Genomic DNA, 18,029 nt, shown 5'->3' with positions numbered 1-18,029 from the left:
AAGGCCTTCCCCGATCAGTGCGTCGTCGCAGCAGCCTGGATCGCCTCCGACATGATCTCGAGACCGCGATCGATTTCGGCCTCGGACACCGTGAGCGGCGGCGCGATGCGGAATACGCCGCCCATGCTGGGCAACTTGACGATGTTCATGCTGAGACCGCGACGCATGGTCTCCTCCATGATCCGCGCGCCGAGTTCAAACCCCGGCGTCTTGGACTGCCGGTCGACGACGATTTCGAGACCGAGTAGAAGCCCGCGGCCCCTGACGTCGCCGACGCATTCGAACTTTTGCTGCAGCGACAGCAATCCATCCCGGAGCCTGTTGCCTCTGGCGGTTGCCTGCGCGACCAGCCCGTCGCGCGCGACCACGTCGAGCACCGTGACGCCGATCGCGGCGGGCAAGGGATCGGAGACATGCGTGGTGTAGAACAGGAAGCCGCGCTCGAACGCAGTCTGCTCGATGGCCTTTGTCGTCATGACCGCGGCGAGCGGCAGACCGGCGCCGAGCGTCTTCGACAGCGTGAGAATATCAGGCACCACGCCGTCACGCTCGAAGGCAAACATGTGCCCGGTGCGGCCGATTCCGGTCTGAGCTTCGTCGAGGATCAGCAGCATGCCGCGCTGCTCGCATTTTTGCTTCAAGGCCGCGAGATAGCCGAGCGGCAGTTCCAGAATGCCGCCGCTGGAGAGGATCGGCTCGGCGATGAAGGCCGCCAGACTACCGGTCGACTGGCTGTCGATCAGTGCGAACGCATCGTCGAGCTCGGTCTGCCAGTCGTTGCTGCCGTCGACGTTCCTGAAGCGCGGCCGATAGGCGTTCGGCGCGGGAATGACGAACGATCCGACCGCGGCCGGCCCATAACCGCGCCGGCCCGCGCTGTAGGTTGCCGACGCCGCCGCGCCGGTCATGCCGTGCCAGCTTTGCGCGAAGGCGACGATTTCGTGCCGGCCGGTGACGAGCTTGGCCATCCGGATCGCCGCTTCATTGGCTTCCGCGCCTGTCGTCAGCAACTGCACGCGATCGAGACCGGGCGCAAGCGCAGCGAGACGCTCGGCCAGCGTCACCACCGGACGCGAGAGCATACCGCTGAAGAGATGAGCGACCGCTCCCATTTGCCGCGCGACCGTAGCAACGATGTCGGGATGCGTGTGCCCCAGCACGGCGCTCATCTGACCCGAGGTGAAGTCGAGGATGGCGCGTCCGTCGGCGTCGTAGACGAAACTGCCGGCCGCACGCTCGATGATGACGGGCTCGAAACTCGGCCCATAGCGGGTCAGATGCGTGTTGGCGGACGCCCAGAAATCGGGATCGGCATTCAAGGTCATGACAGCCACCTCTCGCTTGGGGGACGTCCGACCTCTAGTCAAGAATTTGACTTCAGGCTAATTGATATAATTCAATTTGGATATCAATCTTCTTGATGTCGATGCTGGATCTCAACCTTCTGAGGAATTTCGTCGTCGTGGCCCGCACCGGCTCGATCAGCCTGGCGGCCTTGCAGATTGGCCGGACACAGTCCGCGCTCAGCATGCAGATGCAACGGCTGGAACAGACGATCACGCAGCCGCTGTTTCACCGCAGCGGATCCGGCATGAGGCTGACCGCGGCCGGCGAGAAACTGCTCGCCCACGCCGAGACGCTGCTGGCGCAGCACGACGAGATTCTCGCCGACATGAGCGGCGAGAGTCTCGAGGGGACGCTGAGCCTCGGCTGCCCGGAGGACTATTCGATCGCTTTCCTGCCGGCGCTGCTGAAGGGGTTCTGCGCGCTGCATCCCAATGTCGAGCTGCGCATGGTCTGCGCACCGACCTCCGAGCTGCGCCCGATGCTGGCGCGGCGCCAGATCGACATGGCGCTGGTCTCGCTGTCCGATGCCGGAGCGCGCGAGGTGATCCGGGAGGAGCGCTTCGTCTGGGTCGCGAACGAGGCCGAACCGAAAATACTGACGCAGGATGTGCTGCCGCTGGCGCTGGCGGCGCCGATGAGCCTGGACTACCGCGCCGCCTGCGCCGCGATGGACGCGGTCAATCGGCGCTACAGGGTCGCCTACGCGAGCAACAGCCTCGCCGGCCTGATCGCGATCGCGCGGTCCGGTCATGCGATCAGCGTCCTGACACGAACCGCCGTCCCGTTCGATCTACACGTCGTCTCGGCCGGACTGCCCCTGCTTCCGACCATCGGCATCGCGCTCGAATTCTCGGAGGCGAGGCCCTCGCTGCTGGCGACGACGCTGGCCGAGCACGTCCGCACCGTATTGCCCGGACTGAAGACCAAGGCGGAGATCGATTAGTGACCTGCGCGTGTGCGGCGAGCGCAGCGCTCAGCTGATGTTCAGGAGAATCCGTCCCGATGTGCCGCTGCGCATCAGATCCAGGGCGTCGTTGATGTCGTCGAGCGCGAACTCGTGGGTGACGATGCCGCGGTAGCTCACCTTGCCGGCGTCGCTGAGTCGCACCAGGCGCGGGATATCGCGCGCGGGCTGGCATTGCCCGCCTTCCGAGCCCTTCAGCACCTTCTCGAAGTGCAACGGCAGGGTATAGATCTCGGCCTTCTCGCGGGGCACGCCGACCAGGATGCAGCGGCCTTTCTTAGCCGTGATCTCGTAGGCGAGCTCGATCAGGTTCTTGACGCCGGTGGTCTCGACGACCTTGTCGGGGCCGTCGGCCCCCGTGACGGACCGGACCTCGGCGGCCACATCCTTCACGGTCTCGGAATTGACGATGTGGGTGGCGCCGAAATCCTTCGCCATGGCCAGCTTGTTGTCGAGGCGATCGATCGCAATGACCGGCCATGCGCCGACCATCGCGGCGAATTGCACGATGTTCAATCCGACGCCGCCGACACCGAATACGACGACGGCTTCGCCGATGGCGATCTGCGCATCGTTGTTGACGACGCCGAGCGCGGTCGTCACCGCGCAGCCGAGCAGCGGCGCACTGGTGCGGTCGATCGTATCAGGAACGGGCGTGACGCGATTTTCCGACACCACGGCATATTCGTTGAAGGTGGTGACCCAGCCCGCATTGAGGCGCTTGCCGCGCCAGGAATAGACCGGCGTGTTGGACTGGATGCCCTTCCCCGGCCGCCAATGCATGACGACGGTATCGCCCTGCTTGCAGGAGACGACGCCGGGTCCGGTTTCGACGATGGTCGCCAGCGCCTCGTGCCCCAACAGGTGCGGCAGGAACTTGTCGACGCCCTTGACGGCGTCGATCTCGTTGATCTGTGCGCCGCAAATGCTCGACGTGTGCACATGGGCGAGCACCTGACCATGCTCGAGCCTGTCGGGCAGATTGAACTCGTCGACGATCAGCGGCTTGCCGGATTCGACGAGTATCGCGGCCTTCGCGGTCTTGATGTCCATGGATCGCGCGCCCGGTCACTCGAAATAGATGAATTCGTAGTCGCCGGTGTAGCCGAGCTTGCCGTAGAGCCAGATCCATTCCGAGGTGTGCAGGATGGATTCTGCCGTCAGCGCCCAGCATTCGAGGTTGTGCAGCTCGGTGACGTTCCGGTAGCCCTCGACCATGACGTATTTGTTCTTGCCGACCCGCTCGATCTCCTTGAGCGCGGCCTCGAGCTCGTAGAGCCTGAGATTGTGCAGGGTGCCGAGCGAGATGACGAGGTCGAAGCTGTCGTCGCCATAGGGATAGACGTCCTGGGCGCGATAGTTGAACAGATACGGCTTCACCTGCTCGTGTGCATTGGCAAGACCATGCTTGGAAATGTCGAAGCCGGTGACCTTCAGACCCGGCAGGATCTTCTGCATCTCGTACAACAGAAAACCCTTGCCGCAGCCGACGTCGAGCACGCTCGACCCGTCCTTCAGGCCATAGGTCTCGATCAGCGCCTTGGCGACCGGGGCCCAGCGCCCCTCGATGAAGCGGTAGCCGCCATAACCGAAACGGCGATCGCCGTCCCAGTAATCGGCCTCGTACTCCCGCGCCTTCAGCGAGCAGCCGATCTTGTCGTCGTTCATGCGGCCCATGTAGTCGCGCTTGGTCGCAGTGTGCAGCGGCGTTACGATATTCAGCAGTCGTCCCATTGAGCCCTCGGATTTCATCACGCGCGGAGATTGTCTTGAACCGGCCTGGGGAGCCTCGCACGTGACCTGCGACTGGCCCTAGCATTTGTGGCGAAGACCATCATTGTTTCAGATCAATGATGGGGAAATGCTGCCGCGGCGTCGGTCAAGATCCGGCCCATGAATCGCCAGTGCCGACCAAGCGCCAGGTTCCAGCCGCGGCTGCCGGCGGCCGTGACATGGCGACGCTGGAACGAGATGCGCCGCACGGCGTTCGGCAGCGAGGAGAATCCTGCCATGCCGACCAAGCCGACCATCGCCCGCGTCTGGCGCGGCCGTACCCGCCGCGACCTCGCCGACGCCTACCAGGCCTATCTGCAGGCCGAGGGCATCCCGCCGCTGCGAAAGACCGCGCTCGGCGTGCAGCAATTGCGCGAGGACCGCGACGAGGAGACGTGGTTCACCACCATTTCCTATTGGGCGGACATCGCAGCCATGACGGCTTTCACCAAGGGCGAGCCGACCAAGGTCCATCATCTCGCGCGCGACGCGGAGTTCCTGATCGAGCTGCCGGAGCGCATCGAGATCCACCGCATCCTGATCGACGAGCAGGGCCTGCGGTGAAGGCCTCGCTCATCCGCTTGTCCGTGTCTTGATTCCGCGCTCCGCCGCGCTATACGTTCCCGCCATGATGTTCATCTCCACATTCTTCCCGCTGATCTGAACGGCCGAACGTCGTTCCGGCGCTCCTGCGCCACTCAGATCAAACGGCTACGCGCGCTGCGGTAGCCGAACGGAGAGATGTGCAATGCCCAAGACCGAACAGGTTGGCCTGACGCCCCGTCAGGTCCAGACCTTCATCGACGACGGTTTCGTCAAACTCGAGAATGCCTTCAGCACCGACCTTGCCAAGCAATGCAGGGACGAGCTGTGGGCGGATATCGGCCTGTCGCCGGACGAGCCCGAACATTGGACCCAGCCCGTTGTCCGGGTCGGCGCCAAAGCGACGCCCCCCTTCATTGAAGCCGCGAACACGCCGCGTCTGCACAAGGCCTATGATCAGCTCGCCGGCGAAGGACGCTGGCTTGCGCCCAGGGGCCTCGGAACCTTTCCGATCCGCTTCCCGTCATCGCAATCGCCAGGCGACGATGGCTGGCATGTGGACATGAGCTTTGGCACAGCCCATGCCGACTTCATGGAATGGCGTGCCAATGTGAAGAGCAGCGGCCGTGCGCTGCTGATGCTCTTCCTGTTCTCGGACGTCGGAAACGATGATGCGCCCACGCGAATCCGGAAAGGCTCGCATGCGGCCATCGCGCGGGAGCTACTGCCCCATGGCGAGGCGGGCGCAACGCTCCGGCAACTTGCTGCCGGCGACTGGACGTCGACAAGGGATCGCGAGGTTGAACTTGCGACCGGCAAGCCAGGCACCGTCTATCTGTGCCACCCGTTCCTGGTTCATGCCGCGCAACCCCACCGCGGGAAAGAGCCGCGCTTCATGGCACAGCCTCCGCTGCTGCCGAAGCGCGAATTCGATCCGGCGCTGCCACCTTCGCCGGTTCAGATCGCGATCCGGCGGGCGTGCGGGCTGACGGTCTAGGGGGATGACATCCGGGGCCGCTGGGCGGTCCCGGATGTTGCTGTCGCCTTGTGTCGTTTGCGAAACCGCATCACGCCGGCAGCGGCACGCTCAAAGGCACGGATTTTTCACCGGTGGTCGCTTGACGGACAAGAGCGTGTTCAAAGTTGAAATTCGCAAGTCGTGCGAAGCGGACCGCAATGCAATGCTCATGGGACGAATAGGGTTGGCTTCGCACAGCTTGCGGCGATCGTCGTCGGATTGCCCGCGCACCACGTCCCCGACGTGCTGCTTACGTTGCCGAATGGCATCCTGAAGCTCCGATCTGGTCACGGGAACGATGCTGTTCTCAACGATGAACTCGTTCATGCGAGCTATCGCATCGTCCAGATCGGCTTCAAAGGCTTGATCTTCGCCCGGCTGGCAAGCTTCGGTGTAGGCTCGAACCCCGACATAAATCTCCCAACTGCATTGCACGGCTCCGCGTCCGCTATTGTCGAACCCGGTACTCATGATCCGGTCGCCATCGCGCTCCAGAAAGAAGGACACCCCCGAGGAGAGATCTATACGTCGCGTCGCCTTGCCCTTGTCATTGACGCCATCGACCACCTTTGCGTCGGACCGCTTCGTCAAGGCATCCCACAACGGAGACCACTGTGCCTCCTGGGCATCGGCGGTGAGGGCTGATAGCAGCAGCGCGGCAGCGACACAGATCAAGTCACTGGCTGCGGACCATGTGCGACGCTTAGACATCAAGGGCTTTCCAGCAGACCGTGCGGTGTGGGACGATAGCTGCGCCCGCGGCAAACGCAATCCAGAATTGCGCGACGCAAGTGTGACCCCGACCACCGTCGTCACAGTTTCCCATACACCCGCGCGGCAACCGCCTTCAGGCGCTCGACCGAGCCGGACTGCGGATGCGGCTTGACCGGGGCGAACAGGATCGAAGCCTGGCGGCCGTTCTTCCAGACATGGATGTGGACGGCGTTGCCGTTGCCCTTGGTGCAGGAATGCTCGCCGAAGGCTTCGCGGCCGAGCTCGGGGATCGCCACGTGCGTGCATGGCCCTGCACGCTTCATCATGCCGATGGCGGTATCGCGCGAGGTCGTGATCACCGCGACGGTCATGGTGTTGGCCTCACGATCGAACATCATGCAGCTGCCTGCCCCGGTCCGCTGCACCGTCATCGTGCCGTTGTCGAGAAAGCCGTCGGCATCGGCGGCCGTGAGCCACTCGCAATTGCCGAACCGCTCGCTGCTCCTGCTCACATTGCCGACGGCAACGCGCGCGGCCTCAGTGATCGGCGCGAGCAGCGCATCATCGGCACGCCGGCCGACCGGATAGACGCTGATCTGCAGAATGTAGTCGCCGGACAGGGCGACGACCGAGGCCTCCTGGCGTTCCGCGCCCGCCGCGCTCGTTCCACCCTGGCCCTCGTCGCCGATTCCGGACACTGCGCTCAGCGGCATGCGTTCGCCAAGCGTCTTGACGAAGGTCGCGTACAATTCCCTGGCGCGGTCCTTGTCGGGATTGCGGAACACGGAGAGCATCATCGTGTCGCCGCGCCCGGCCTGGTAGATGCAGCCGCGGCCGTCCTGGTTCGAAATCAGCGACCATTTCAGCGCCGGCATCGCCCGGGCGAGCTCCTGGGCGCTGATGAACGGGCAGGTTTCGGCCGCGCGCGCGGGAAGCACCGGGGCGGCTGCGATGGCAAGGAATAAAACGAAGCGGGAGAATAGATGATCGATCGTGCGCATCGGACGAACTTACTATCGAAACGGTGCGCCCGACGAGATGAAACTGAACAAAAATCCTATTACGCAGCCCCCGGTGCCTTCGCCACCGTCAGGTCCTTCAGGAACTGCTCCATGAGCGGCTTGTTGCCAAACCGGCGATAAGAGCGCTCTGCCTCCAACGAAAATGTCGGTTGGGCCCCTACCAAGCTTGCCATCGTCAGCTGCGCCGCTTCTATATCACCGCGCCGCCCTTGCAGCGCAGCCTGGATGAGCAGGCAGTTGGCATCGCGCGGCGCCCTTACAAGGCATTCGGAGATCACGGTAGCCGACTCATCGCGACGATCAGCGGCGTAAAGAGCCTGGCCATGCACATAGGCGTAATATTCCGGTGCCATGGGATGAAGGCGACGTGCCCGTTCGGCATTGGCAACGGCGTCCGCGTAGTCCCCGAAACGGACTTGTGCTTTTGCCAATGCCATCATGCTATCCGGGTCATTGGGATTCAGTTCGACGGCGCGCTTGGCGGCCTGCAAGCCGCCCGCATAATCGCCCTGCACCGCCAGCCCGAAGCTGATCACCTGATAGCCGAGCGAGAGATTGGGATCGAGGCGCACAGCCTGGCGCGCTTCGCTAAGACCTAGTTCCAGCTCATGCGCTGTCGCCCGACCACTCGACCTCTTGGCCACATCTGCGATGTAAGTGAGGGCCAAGCCCGCACGGGCGACGGCATAGGCCGGGTCCATTTCCAGCGCGCGCTGATAGAGGCCGCGTGCCTCCATAAGTGCTTCCGCATCCTGGACGCCATGCCGGTATCGATGACGGGCCCGCAGGAGAAGATCGTAAGCCTGAAGGTTGTCGGTCGGACGTTGCGCGGCAGCGATGGCTTCACTTCGGCCGATATACGGCGCGAGCTGGGCGACGATTTCCGTGGTCAGCTCGCTTTGTACGGTGAAGACGTCGGCAACCTGCCTGTCGAAGCTGCGCGACCAAAGGTGCGCGCCCGATTTCACGTCGATCAGCTGCGCCGAGACGCGAAGCCGGTCCCCCTCGCGGCGCGCGCTGCCTTCCACCACGTAGGAAACGCCCAGCTTTGCCCCGAGCTTGCGCATATCGCTGTCTTGCCCGCGCACGGCATAGGTGGAGTCGCGCGCGATGATCTGAAGCTCGGAATTCCTTGCGAGCGCCGTGGTCACATCCTCGGTCAGCCCGTCTGCAAAGTACGACTGGTCCCCGCCCATGGTCGCAAAGGGCATGACCGCAACTGACGGGCGCGGGTCGGCGCGGGTCTGGTCGAAAGATAGCGCGGCCGGGAGCCGGCTGACCATCGCCGCCAGGGAAAGCGGTTGGATTTGGGTGCCGATGAGGACAAGGGCTACGGCGGCGACGCCATACGACCAGCGCGCAGCGGTACCGCGTAGAACGCGCGGGACTTTTCGCCAGCGAGACCACGAGGATTGCGCGCGTCGGACCCGGTAGACGTTAAGACGGTCGGGAATGTTTTTGGCGCGCCTGCGGCCCACACGCGCGAACACATCGCCGCGATTGCGGTCTGCGGCCATGACGACAGCGCCGCTAACAAAGATGCTGCCGGGATCGGCCATCGTCTCGAGCCGTGTGGCGACATTGACGCCGTCGCCGTACATATCGCCATTGTCCTCGATGACATCACCGAGGTTGATGCCTATGCGCAGCTCAAACGGGGCGTTGTCGAACCCTTGCTGGATGGCAGAGCCCGCATCAACGGCTTCGTTGACGCTGGGAAACATCGCCAGAAACCCGTCCCCGGTCTTCTTGAAGATGCGTCCACCATGCTGCGCGACTGTGGGCTCGATCAGATTGTCGAAGACCGTGCGCAGCTCTTTATAGGTGGAGGCCTCGTTTTCGGCCATCATCAGGCTGTAGCTGACGATGTCGGCGGCCATGATCGCGGCGAGCTTGCGTTCCATCAACGGTTTCCCTGTACAGGGGGCCAGGCACAACTGGCATTGCGGACATTCTACGCCAGCTTGAAATTAAACCTTCCAACCCGCATGCGGTTATCAACACAGCTCATATATTCGTGAGTAATGAGATCCGTCCGGCGGCGCGCAAGCAGCACCACTCCGCTCATATGGCTGATCCTGAGTTGCCCTGCGGGTTCCCATATGGCAACGGTGAGGCCGGCGCTGGGTCAGCGGGCCGTCGTCACCGCCCCTGATATTCGGCCCAGCAATCCGTCGTTTCATAAACGCGGACCGCCCACAGCTGCGGCAGGCTGGGCTTCAAGCGGCCCCAGATCCAGACCGCGATATTCTCGGCGGTCGGATTCGCGAGGCCGTCGACCTCGTTCAGGCACTGGTGGTCCAGCGCCGCCATGATGCCGGCGAAGCTTGCTTCGATATCGAAGAAATCAGCGACGAAGCCGGTGTGCGGGTCGACCGGCCCATCCAGCTGGACCTCGACCCGATAGGAATGACCATGCAGCCGGCTGCACCGGTGAGTCTCGGGCACGTTTGGCAGCCGATGCGCCGCCTCAAACTTGAACGCCTGCGATATCCTCATCCAGCTCCCCACACGGCATGGCCATCCGGTCTCGGGCCGGTCTGGCGACCAGATGCTGTCCTGTCCTGACCTTTCGGCAAAGAATGGCGCGCCCGGAACGATTCGAACGTCCGACCCTCAGATTCGTAGTCTGATGCTCTATCCAGCTGAGCTACGGGCGCGTGTTTCGCAAACAGCGCGGGCGGGGCCCGCAAGCAGCCCCCGGCAGAGCCGGAGGGGGTGCGAAAGAGCGCTCTGACTAGCCGCTCTTGTCCCGATTGGCAAGGTCCGGCTCGCCGGTATTTTGGGGCATTTCCGCACTTCTCTTCGTCATTCCGGGGCGCGACGAAGTCGCGAGCCCGGAATCCATAACCACCAGCCGGGGTTATGGATTCCGGGCCCGACCCTTCGGGTCGTCCCGGAATGACGGAAGGAATGGCGATGGCCCAGCTCGTTTCAGTCGGCCGCTGGCCTAGCCTTAAGCCCTCTGGCGCTCGTTGCGGATGGAGAGCAGTTCCACGGGACGGTCGGGGATGACGATGCGGAACGTGGCGCCGATGGTGCCCTCGACCAAGTGGATCTCGCCGCCATGGGCGCGGACCAGCTCGGCGGCGATGGCGAGGCCAAGGCCGCTGCCGCCGGGGCGGCCCGAGGTCTGGAAGGCCTCGAACAGGCGCTCCCGGGTCTTCGGGGGAACGCCGGGGCCGGTGTCGGAGACCTCGAGAATGGCGACGGCGCCTTCGCGCTTTCCGGTGATCCGGATCTGCTGCACGCGCCCCTCACCCGCCGCATGGCTTTCGAGCGCCTGGGCGGCGTTGCGGACGAGGTTGAGCAAGACCCGGAACAGCTGGTCGGGATCGGCGTCGACCGCGAGCCCGCGCTCGATCGCGGCGACCCAGGCGATCGAGGCGTCGTTGGCGAGCCCCGCGGTCTCCCGCACCTCCATCACAACAGGCTCGATCAGGATCATGCGGCGGTCGGGTGCGGCCTCCTGGGCGCGGCCGTAGGACAATGTCGACTGGCAGAAGGCGATGGCGCGCTCGAGCGAGCGCACGAGCTTGGGCGCAAAGCGCTGCACGCGCGGATCCGGCACGCTGGCGAGCTGATCCGACAGCAGCTGGGCCGAGGCGAGCAGATTGCGCAGATCGTGGTTGATCTTGGAGACCGCGAGGCCGAGGGCAGCGAGCCGGCTCTTCTGATTCAGCATCGACATCAGGTCGCGCTGCATGTCGGACAATTCGCGCTCGGCGACCCCGATCTCGTCGCTGCGCTGGCTCGGCACGATGATGCCGGCCGAGCTCTCGGGATTCTCGTGGAAGCCGACCAGGCTCGCGGTCAGCCGCCGCATCGGGCGCACGAAGAGATAATGAAGCGCGAGATAGACGAGGCCCGCGGTCAGCACCGCGATGATCAACGCGACCACGACGAGGTTGCGGGAGAAGCGGTACATCTGCTTCCGCAGCGGCAGCTCATCGGTGACGATCTCGATGAACTGTGCATTGCCGACCCCGGGGCCGACGATGCGGATGGCCTGGTTGCCGGTTTCCAGCATCATCCGGAACGAGCCGGTGATCGCCTCCCAAGCCGTCATGTCGCGCAGGTCGATGTCGTGCTCGATGGCGGCGGGAATGTTGTCGCTGGCGAGCAGCCGGCGCTGCTGGCCCATCTTAATTGCGACGGCGCGGGCATTGATGCTCTTCAGGATCTGCCGCGACAGCGAATCGGGGACCATGCCGAGCGGCGCCGCATCCAGCACCAGCGCCGCGGTGTTGGCCGCCGCGACGCGATCATTCAGCCGGTTGACCCAAAAATTCGCGATGGCTGGCACGTAGAGCAGCACCGCGGCGATCATCACCAAGGGAATGGTGAGCAGCAGCAGCTTGCCGGACAACCCGAGCCCGCGCGAGCCGCGGGGCCGCGTCGCCGGCTGGTCTGGCTGATCCAGATCCTGGATCGGCTGGCGATCTGTGGCTGGCACGAAACTCGCCCCTGTTGGCCTTGGCTGATGGAGGATGCGACCCGACCGATGTCCGGTCAAATTACGGATCGCTAATCTGCCGAGGTGTGATGTAAGCGCTGATAGCGCGAGTCGCCACCTCAAGGGTTAAAAACGCCGCGCAAACAGCGATATTCACCACAATCGCGCGCTTGTGCGGCGTTGACGAAGACAAGGCGCTCCCTTATAAGCCGCGCGAATTGTCCGCGATGACCCGGTGCGACACCGGGAGCGGCTCTCTTGGGGCCGAAAAAGGGCCCGTTTTGGGCCGCATCTTCCGGACTTTACCATCAATTCTACAGGCAAATTGCCCGGTCAGCGGAGAAAAACCCGTGAAGCGGACTTATCAACCCAGCAAACTGGTGCGCAAGCGCCGTCACGGCTTCCGCGCCCGTCTCGCCACTGCCGGCGGCCGCAAGGTTCTCGCCGCCCGCCGCGCCCGCGGCCGCAAGCGTCTGAGCGCCTGAGCCGGACCCCCTTTTTGGGATTTCATCATGGATCGGCTGAGGCAGCGGGCGGATTTCCTCGCCGTTGCCAATGGCGCGCGGGTGAATAGTCCCGCGTTCGTCCTGCAAAGCCGCCGCCGCGATGATTCCGGCCCTGTCAGGATCGGCTTCACCGTCACCAAGAAGAACGGCAACGCCCCCGAGCGCAATCGCATCCGGCGCCGGTTGCGCGAACTGGTGAAGCGGCTCGATCCGACATCGATGCAGCCCCACCATGATTATGTCCTGGTCGGACGAAAGGACGCGCTCTCGCGCGACTTCGCCACCATGCTCGACGATCTGCGCATAGCGTTCACGAAGCCCGCGCGGCATACGGCCAAAGCGCGCGGCCACAGGCCGGGTCACGTCGCAGCGACCAGCCGCAAACCGGATTGATGACGAGACAATCGAGATGACCGACAATCGCAATACCATCCTCGCCGTCATTCTGTCCGGCCTGGTGCTGATCGCCTGGCAGTACTTCTACAATGTGCCGCAGATGGAGAAGCAGCGCGCCCAGCAGCAGGCGCAGTCCGAGCTCCAGAAGGGCAGCACGCCGCAGCCGGGCGCGTCCCCGACGCCGGGCAGCGCGCCGCAGCCCGGCGCGGCCCAGCCGTCGACGCCGGCCGCGAGCCCGCCCCAAGCGGTCGTTTCGCGCGAGACTGCCATTGCAGCGAGCCCGCGCGTCAAGATCGAGACGCCGCGGATCGCCGGCAGCATCTCGCTGAAGGGCGGCCGCATCGACGACATCGCGCTGGTGCAATATCGCGAGACGGTCGATCCGAAATCGCCGCCGATCGTCCTCTATTCGCCGTCGGGCACGGCGGAGCCCTATTACGCCGAGTTCGGCTGGGTTGCAGCGACGGGCGTGACGGCAAAGATGCCGGATGCCCAGACCGTCTGGCAGCAGGAGGGCAGCGGCAGCCTGACGCCGTCGACGCCCGTGGTGCTGAAATGGGACAATGGCGACGGCCTGACTTTCCGCCGCACCATCGCCGTCGACGACCATTATCTCTTCACCATCAAGGACGAGGTGAGCAATGTCGGCAACGCGCCCGTCACGCTCTATCCGTTCGCGCTGATCTCGCGCCACGGCGCGCCGCATGTCTCCGGCTACTATATCCTGCATGAGGGCCTGATCGGCTATCTCGGCGAACACAGGCTGCAGGAATATGCCTACAGCAAGATCGACGAAGCCAAGCAGGTGAACTTCAAGGCCACCAATGGCTGGCTCGGCATCACCGACAAATACTGGGCCTCCGCGCTGCTGCCGGATACCAACGCCCAGCTCCAGGCGCGCTTCTCGTCCAACCCGGTCGGCAAGGTCCATACCTACCAGACCGACTATCTGCTCGACCCCGTCACAGTCGCGATCGGCGGCACCGCGACGGCCAACGCGCGGCTGTTCGCAGGCGCCAAGGAAGCCGGCGTGGTCGGCATCAACTTCCCGCTCGCAGGCCTCGGCGGCTACAACAAGGCGCTCGGCCTCAACCAGTTCGACCTGCTGATCGACTGGGGCTGGTTCTACTTCCTCACCAAGCCGATGTTCCTCGGCCTCGACTTCTTCTTCCGCTTCTTCGGCAATTTCGGCGTCTCGATCTTGCTCGTCACGGTGATCGTGAAGCTGTTGTTCTTCCCGCTGGCGAACAAGTCCTACGCCTCGATGGCGAAGATGAAGTCGATCCAGCCGCAGCTGCTGGCACTGAAGGAGCGCTATCCCGACGACAAGGTGAAGCAGCAGCAGGAGATGATGGAGATCTACCGCAAGGAGAAGATCAATCCGGTCGCCGGCTGTCTGCCCGTGCTGATCCAGATTCCGGTGTTCTTCGCGCTCTACAAGGTGCTGTTCGTCACCATCGAGATGCGGCACGCGCCGTTCTTCGGCTGGATCAAGGACCTCTCCGCGCCGGACCCGACCAATCTCTTCAACCTGTTCGGGCTGCTCCCGTTCGATCCGACCACGATTCCGGTGTTCGGCTATTACCTCGCGCTCGGCATCTGGCCGATCATCATGGGCATCACGATGTGGATCCAGATGAAGCTGAATCCGACGCCGCCGGATCCGACCCAGCAGATCATCTTCAACTGGATGCCGCTGATCTTCACCTTCATGCTGGCGGGATTCCCGGCGGGCCTCGTGATCTACTGGGCCTGGAACAACCTGCTCTCGGTGGTCCAGCAGGGCTACATCATGCGCCGCAACGGCGTGAAGGTGGAATTACTCGACAATCTCAAGGCGACGTTCGCGAGGAAGGCGACGTAAGCGTCGTCATTGCGAGGAGCCCTTGTGACGAAGCAATCCAGGGTCCCTCGGCGGATACATTTCTGGATTGCTTCGCTTCGCTCGCAATGACGCAAGGAAACAGCGAGGCTTCGCATGACCGACGACAAAGATGCGAAGCTGATCGAGGCCGGGCGAAAACTGTTCGCTCGTGACTGGCAGTTCATCTGGGCCTCCCCTTCGATCGAAACGCTGCCGCCGATGGCGGGGCTGGAGATCGCCTTTGCCGGGCGCTCCAATGTCGGCAAGTCGAGCCTGATCAACGCGCTCACGGGCCGCAACGCGCTGGCGCGCACCTCGCATACGCCGGGCCGCACCCAGGAGCTGATCTTCTTCGAGGTCCCCGGCAAGAACGACCTGCGCCTCGTCGACATGCCCGGCTACGGCTATGCCAAGGCGCCGAAGAGCCAGGTCGCGTCCTGGACCGAGCTGATCCACAAATTCCTGCTGGGACGCGCCAGTCTCGCGCGCGTCTACGTGCTGATCGATGCGCGGCACGGGATCAAGGATGTCGATCTCGAGGTGCTGAAGACGCTCGACCGCTCCGCCGTCAGCTACCAGATCGTGCTGACCAAGGCCGACCAGGTGAAAGTCGCCGAGCTGCAAGCACGCATCGCCGAGACCGAGGCCGTGCTCGCCAAGCATCCGGCCGCGTTCCCGACCGTGCTCGCGACCTCGTCGCGCAGCGCGACCGGCATGGCCGAGCTTCGCGCCGCGATGGCGAAGCTCCTGGAAGAGCGGGCCTCGTGATGGCAGCGCACCGCCTGCTGATCGGGCTTGCCGGCTTGATGGGCGCCGCCGGCGTCGCGCTGGCCGCCGCGTCCGCCCATGGTGCCGACGCGAGCCGTCTTGCCTCCGCCAGCGCCATGCTGCTGTTTCATGCAAGTGCCATACTTGCGACCATCGCCTTGCTCACGCGCGGCCTTCTGCACGGCGGAATTGGAATCGTGGCGACGTTCGGCTTCGCGATCGGTGCCGCGCTGTTCGCAGGCGACCTCACCTTGCGGCAGTATGCCGGGCACGCGCTGTTTCCGATGGCGGCGCCGACGGGCGGGATGGTGATGATTGCGAGCTGGCTGGCGGTAAGCGTGGCGGCGGTGGCGGCGAAGCGCTGAATCCGTAGCCCGGATGGAGCGAAGCGCAATCCGGGGCCGGTGTCTGCGGCGACGAATCCCGGATTACGCTGCGCTCCATCCGGGCTACATAGCTGCCACACCTTTGCGCTGTCCCCGCCAATCGGATAGAACGCGCACCATTCGACCCGCCAGCGAGACCCGCGACATGACCGACATCTCTCCGCTCGACCAGGCCCGCATCCTGTCCGAAGCGCTGCCGCACATGCAGCAATATGACGAGGAAACCATCGTCATCAAATATGGCGGCCATGCCATGGGCGACGAGGAGACCGCGAAGAACTTTGCCCGCGACATCGTGCTCTTGGAGCAGACCGCGATCAATCCGGTGGTGGTGCATGGCGGCGGGCCGCAGATCGCGACCATGCTCAAGCGTCTTGGGATCGTCTCGGAATTCGCCGCGGGCCTGCGCATCACCGATGCCGCGACCATCGAGATCGTCGAGATGGTGCTCGCCGGCTCCGTCAACAAGCAGATCGTCGGCTACATCAACGAGGCCGGCGGCAAGGCGGTGGGCCTGTCGGGCAAGGACGGCAACATGGTGAAGGCGACCAAGACGACGCGCACCATCGTCGATCCCGACTCGAACATCGAGAAGGCGATCGATCTCGGCTTCGTCGGCGACCCCGAGAAGGTCGACCTCACTTTGCTCAACCAGCTGATCGGCTACGAGCTGATCCCGGTGCTGGCGCCGCTCGCAACCTCGAAAGAGGGCCAGACGCTGAACATCAACGCCGACACCTTTGCAGGGGCCGTCGCCGGCGCGCTGAAAGCCAAGCGCCTGCTGCTGCTCACCGACGTGCCCGGCGTGCTCGACAAGTCGAAGAAGCTGATCCCGCAATTGTCGGTGAAGGACGCGCGAAAACTGATCGCCGACGGAACCATCTCCGGCGGCATGATCCCGAAGGTCGAGACCTGCATCTACGCGCTGGAGCAGGGCGTCGAGGGCGTCGTCATCATCGACGGCAAGATGCAGCACGCGGTGCTGCTCGAGCTCTTCACCAACCAGGGCACGGGCACGCTGATCCACAAGTGATGCGGGAACGCGAGCAGCGGAAGAAGGTCGTCATGCCCGGGCTTGTCCCGGGCATCCACGACCTTTCTTCTCGCGGCAAAGACGTGGATGGCCGGGTCAAGCCCGGCCATGACGATTTGAGAGAGCGTCATCCACGCCGCTCCCCCCTCACCCGCTTCCTGATGACGCTGCCTGCCGCAACTGTCTCCTTCTTCTTCTCCTCGGCGCCGGCGATCGCCGACCTCAAGATCTGCAACCGCATGTCCTATGTGGTCGAGGCCGCGATCGGCATCGACGACAAGGCGGCCACCGCGACGCGCGGCTGGTTCAGGATCGATCCCGCCGCCTGCCGCGTGGTGGTCCAGGGCACGCTGACCGCCGACCGCATCCTGCTCAACGCGCGCGCGCTCGGCGTCTACGGCGCGTCCCCGATCCCGCAAAGCGGCAACGACATGCTGTGCGTCGCGCAGGACAATTTCGTCATCGCGGCGGCCAGGCAGTGCCGCAGCGGCCAGACGCAGGTTCCCTTCACACAGGTGACGCCGACGCAAAGCCCGGACGGCAACCTCGTCGCTTATCTCGCCGAGGATTCCGAATATGACGACGAGCAGGCGCGCCTCGCCGGCATCCAGCGGCTCCTGGTGATCGCAGGCTACGACGCCGCGCCGATCGATGGCGTCGACGGGCCGAAGACGCAGAGCGCGCTGGCCGCATTCCTGAAGAGCCGGGGCTTGTCGTCCGACATCGTGGGCTCGCAGAACTTCTTCAAGACCATGGTCGATGCCGTGCAGACGCCGTCCGCGACCGGCCTCACCTGGTGCAACGACACGCCGCACAAGGTGATGGCGGCGATCGCGACCGACGACGGCAAGGCGGTGACCAGCCGCGGCTGGTATCGCATCGATCCCAAGACCTGCCTGCACCCCGATGTATCAGGCCAGCCGAAGCAGATCTTCAGCTTCGCGGAAGCGGTCGACGCCGACAACCGAATCGTCAAGCTTAAGGACAAGCCGCTGAATTGGGGCGGCGACAGGCAGCTCTGCACACGCGAGACCAAGTTCGAGACCAGCGAGCAGACCGATTGCGGCGCGCGCGGCTTTGCGCCAACGGGCTTCGGCGCGGTAGACATGTCGAGCGGGGGCAAGACGCTGCGCTTTGCCGTGCCGTGAGATTGGCGCAATGATCAGCACGCAAGCATCCACAAGCTCCGCCGTCGTCCCCGCGAAGGCGGGGACCCATAACCCCAGGGAGTGGTTGCGG

Annotated in this window: 18 protein-coding genes and 1 tRNA gene; 10 read left to right on the top strand and 9 right to left on the bottom strand. The window is 64.2% G+C overall.

Annotated elements, in window-relative coordinates:
• Window positions 1-14 precede the first annotated feature (14 nt).
• Entirely contained in the window at window positions 15-1,325 is a 1,311-nt protein-coding gene (locus I6F12_RS23055; protein WP_050995977.1) for an aspartate aminotransferase family protein, read from the bottom strand.
• A gap of 101 nt (window positions 1,326-1,426) precedes the next feature.
• Between I6F12_RS23055 and I6F12_RS23050 the strand changes: the two genes are divergently transcribed.
• Window positions 1,427-2,290 (top strand): LysR family transcriptional regulator, encoded by an 864-nt coding sequence (locus I6F12_RS23050; protein ID WP_225134047.1) that lies wholly within the window; start codon window positions 1,427-1,429, stop codon window positions 2,288-2,290.
• Between the two features lie 30 nt (window positions 2,291-2,320).
• On the opposite strand, the gene I6F12_RS23045 is transcribed toward I6F12_RS23050, so the two are convergent.
• Both I6F12_RS23045 and I6F12_RS23040 read right to left on the bottom strand, forming a co-directional pair.
• A complete protein-coding gene (locus I6F12_RS23045) occupies window positions 2,321-3,364 on the bottom strand; it encodes a zinc-binding dehydrogenase (protein ID WP_036026523.1) in 1,044 nt (347 codons plus the stop codon).
• 15 nt (window positions 3,365-3,379) lie between these two features.
• Window positions 3,380-4,045: a class I SAM-dependent methyltransferase gene (locus tag I6F12_RS23040; protein WP_036014038.1), complete on the bottom strand. Its 666-nt coding sequence runs from the start codon at window positions 4,043-4,045 to the stop codon at window positions 3,380-3,382.
• Between the two features lie 276 nt (window positions 4,046-4,321).
• On the opposite strand from I6F12_RS23040, the gene I6F12_RS23035 reads away from it, so the two are divergent.
• Together I6F12_RS23035 and I6F12_RS23030 are read left to right on the top strand one after the other, a co-directional pair.
• Window positions 4,322-4,648: a hypothetical protein gene (locus I6F12_RS23035; protein WP_036014049.1), complete on the top strand. Its 327-nt coding sequence runs from the start codon at window positions 4,322-4,324 to the stop codon at window positions 4,646-4,648.
• Window positions 4,649-4,832: 184 nt separating this feature from the next.
• Entirely contained in the window at window positions 4,833-5,624 is a 792-nt protein-coding gene (locus tag I6F12_RS23030; RefSeq protein WP_036014040.1) for a phytanoyl-CoA dioxygenase family protein, read from the top strand.
• Between the two features lie 90 nt (window positions 5,625-5,714).
• Here I6F12_RS23030 and I6F12_RS23025 read toward each other — a convergent pair whose 3' ends face one another.
• The 6 genes from I6F12_RS23025 to I6F12_RS23000 form a co-directional block, all read right to left on the bottom strand.
• The gene (locus I6F12_RS23025; RefSeq protein ID WP_225157271.1) at window positions 5,715-6,356 is read right to left on the bottom strand and encodes a hypothetical protein; all 642 of its coding nucleotides are present in this window, start codon (window positions 6,354-6,356) and stop codon (window positions 5,715-5,717) included.
• Between the two features lie 101 nt (window positions 6,357-6,457).
• The gene (locus I6F12_RS23020; protein WP_225157270.1) at window positions 6,458-7,360 is read right to left on the bottom strand and encodes a hypothetical protein; all 903 of its coding nucleotides are present in this window, start codon (window positions 7,358-7,360) and stop codon (window positions 6,458-6,460) included.
• A 59-nt stretch (window positions 7,361-7,419) separates the two neighbouring features.
• Window positions 7,420-9,285 carry an adenylate/guanylate cyclase domain-containing protein gene (locus I6F12_RS23015; RefSeq protein ID WP_225157269.1) on the bottom strand — a complete coding sequence of 622 codons (1,866 nt, stop codon included), beginning with the start codon at window positions 9,283-9,285 and terminating at the stop codon, window positions 7,420-7,422.
• A 238-nt stretch (window positions 9,286-9,523) separates the two neighbouring features.
• Complete coding sequence (gene queD, locus I6F12_RS23010; protein WP_225157268.1) at window positions 9,524-9,880, bottom strand: 6-carboxytetrahydropterin synthase QueD; 357 nt, start codon at window positions 9,878-9,880, stop codon at window positions 9,524-9,526.
• A gap of 84 nt (window positions 9,881-9,964) precedes the next feature.
• Window positions 9,965-10,041 (bottom strand) — tRNA-Arg (locus I6F12_RS23005).
• Between the two features lie 296 nt (window positions 10,042-10,337).
• Entirely contained in the window at window positions 10,338-11,837 is a 1,500-nt protein-coding gene (locus I6F12_RS23000; RefSeq protein ID WP_036014057.1) for a HAMP domain-containing sensor histidine kinase, read from the bottom strand.
• A gap of 350 nt (window positions 11,838-12,187) precedes the next feature.
• Between I6F12_RS23000 and rpmH the strand changes: the two genes are divergently transcribed.
• From rpmH to I6F12_RS22965, 7 genes are all read left to right on the top strand, one after another.
• A complete protein-coding gene (rpmH, locus tag I6F12_RS22995; protein ID WP_008542748.1) occupies window positions 12,188-12,322 on the top strand; it encodes a 50S ribosomal protein L34 in 135 nt (44 codons plus the stop codon).
• A gap of 27 nt (window positions 12,323-12,349) precedes the next feature.
• Window positions 12,350-12,736, top strand: coding sequence for a ribonuclease P protein component (gene rnpA, locus I6F12_RS22990; protein ID WP_225134005.1), 387 nt, complete (start codon window positions 12,350-12,352; stop codon window positions 12,734-12,736).
• Window positions 12,737-12,752: 16 nt separating this feature from the next.
• The gene (gene yidC / locus I6F12_RS22985; RefSeq protein ID WP_036014059.1) at window positions 12,753-14,603 is read left to right on the top strand and encodes a membrane protein insertase YidC; all 1,851 of its coding nucleotides are present in this window, start codon (window positions 12,753-12,755) and stop codon (window positions 14,601-14,603) included.
• Between the two features lie 114 nt (window positions 14,604-14,717).
• On the top strand, window positions 14,718-15,371 hold the full coding sequence (gene yihA / locus I6F12_RS22980) for a ribosome biogenesis GTP-binding protein YihA/YsxC (RefSeq protein ID WP_036026511.1): 654 nt from the start codon (window positions 14,718-14,720) through the stop codon (window positions 15,369-15,371).
• Window positions 15,371-15,736, top strand: a complete 366-nt coding sequence (locus I6F12_RS22975; RefSeq protein ID WP_225151140.1) for a DUF423 domain-containing protein — start codon at window positions 15,371-15,373, stop codon at window positions 15,734-15,736. The genes yihA and I6F12_RS22975 overlap by 1 nt, the downstream gene beginning before the upstream one ends.
• A 166-nt stretch (window positions 15,737-15,902) precedes the next feature.
• On the top strand, window positions 15,903-16,790 hold the full coding sequence (gene argB, locus I6F12_RS22970; RefSeq protein ID WP_036014067.1) for an acetylglutamate kinase: 888 nt from the start codon (window positions 15,903-15,905) through the stop codon (window positions 16,788-16,790).
• A gap of 161 nt (window positions 16,791-16,951) precedes the next feature.
• On the top strand, window positions 16,952-17,938 hold the full coding sequence (locus tag I6F12_RS22965; protein ID WP_036026517.1) for a DUF1036 domain-containing protein: 987 nt from the start codon (window positions 16,952-16,954) through the stop codon (window positions 17,936-17,938).
• Window positions 17,939-18,029: the final 91 nt, after the last annotated feature.

This window comes from Bradyrhizobium sp. IC4059, assembly GCF_020193615.1.
In the GTDB taxonomy this organism is placed as follows: domain Bacteria; phylum Pseudomonadota; class Alphaproteobacteria; order Rhizobiales; family Xanthobacteraceae; genus Bradyrhizobium; species Bradyrhizobium yuanmingense.
Note: the sequence above shows the minus strand (reverse complement) of the source record. Positions and strands in the feature narration are given on the sequence as shown.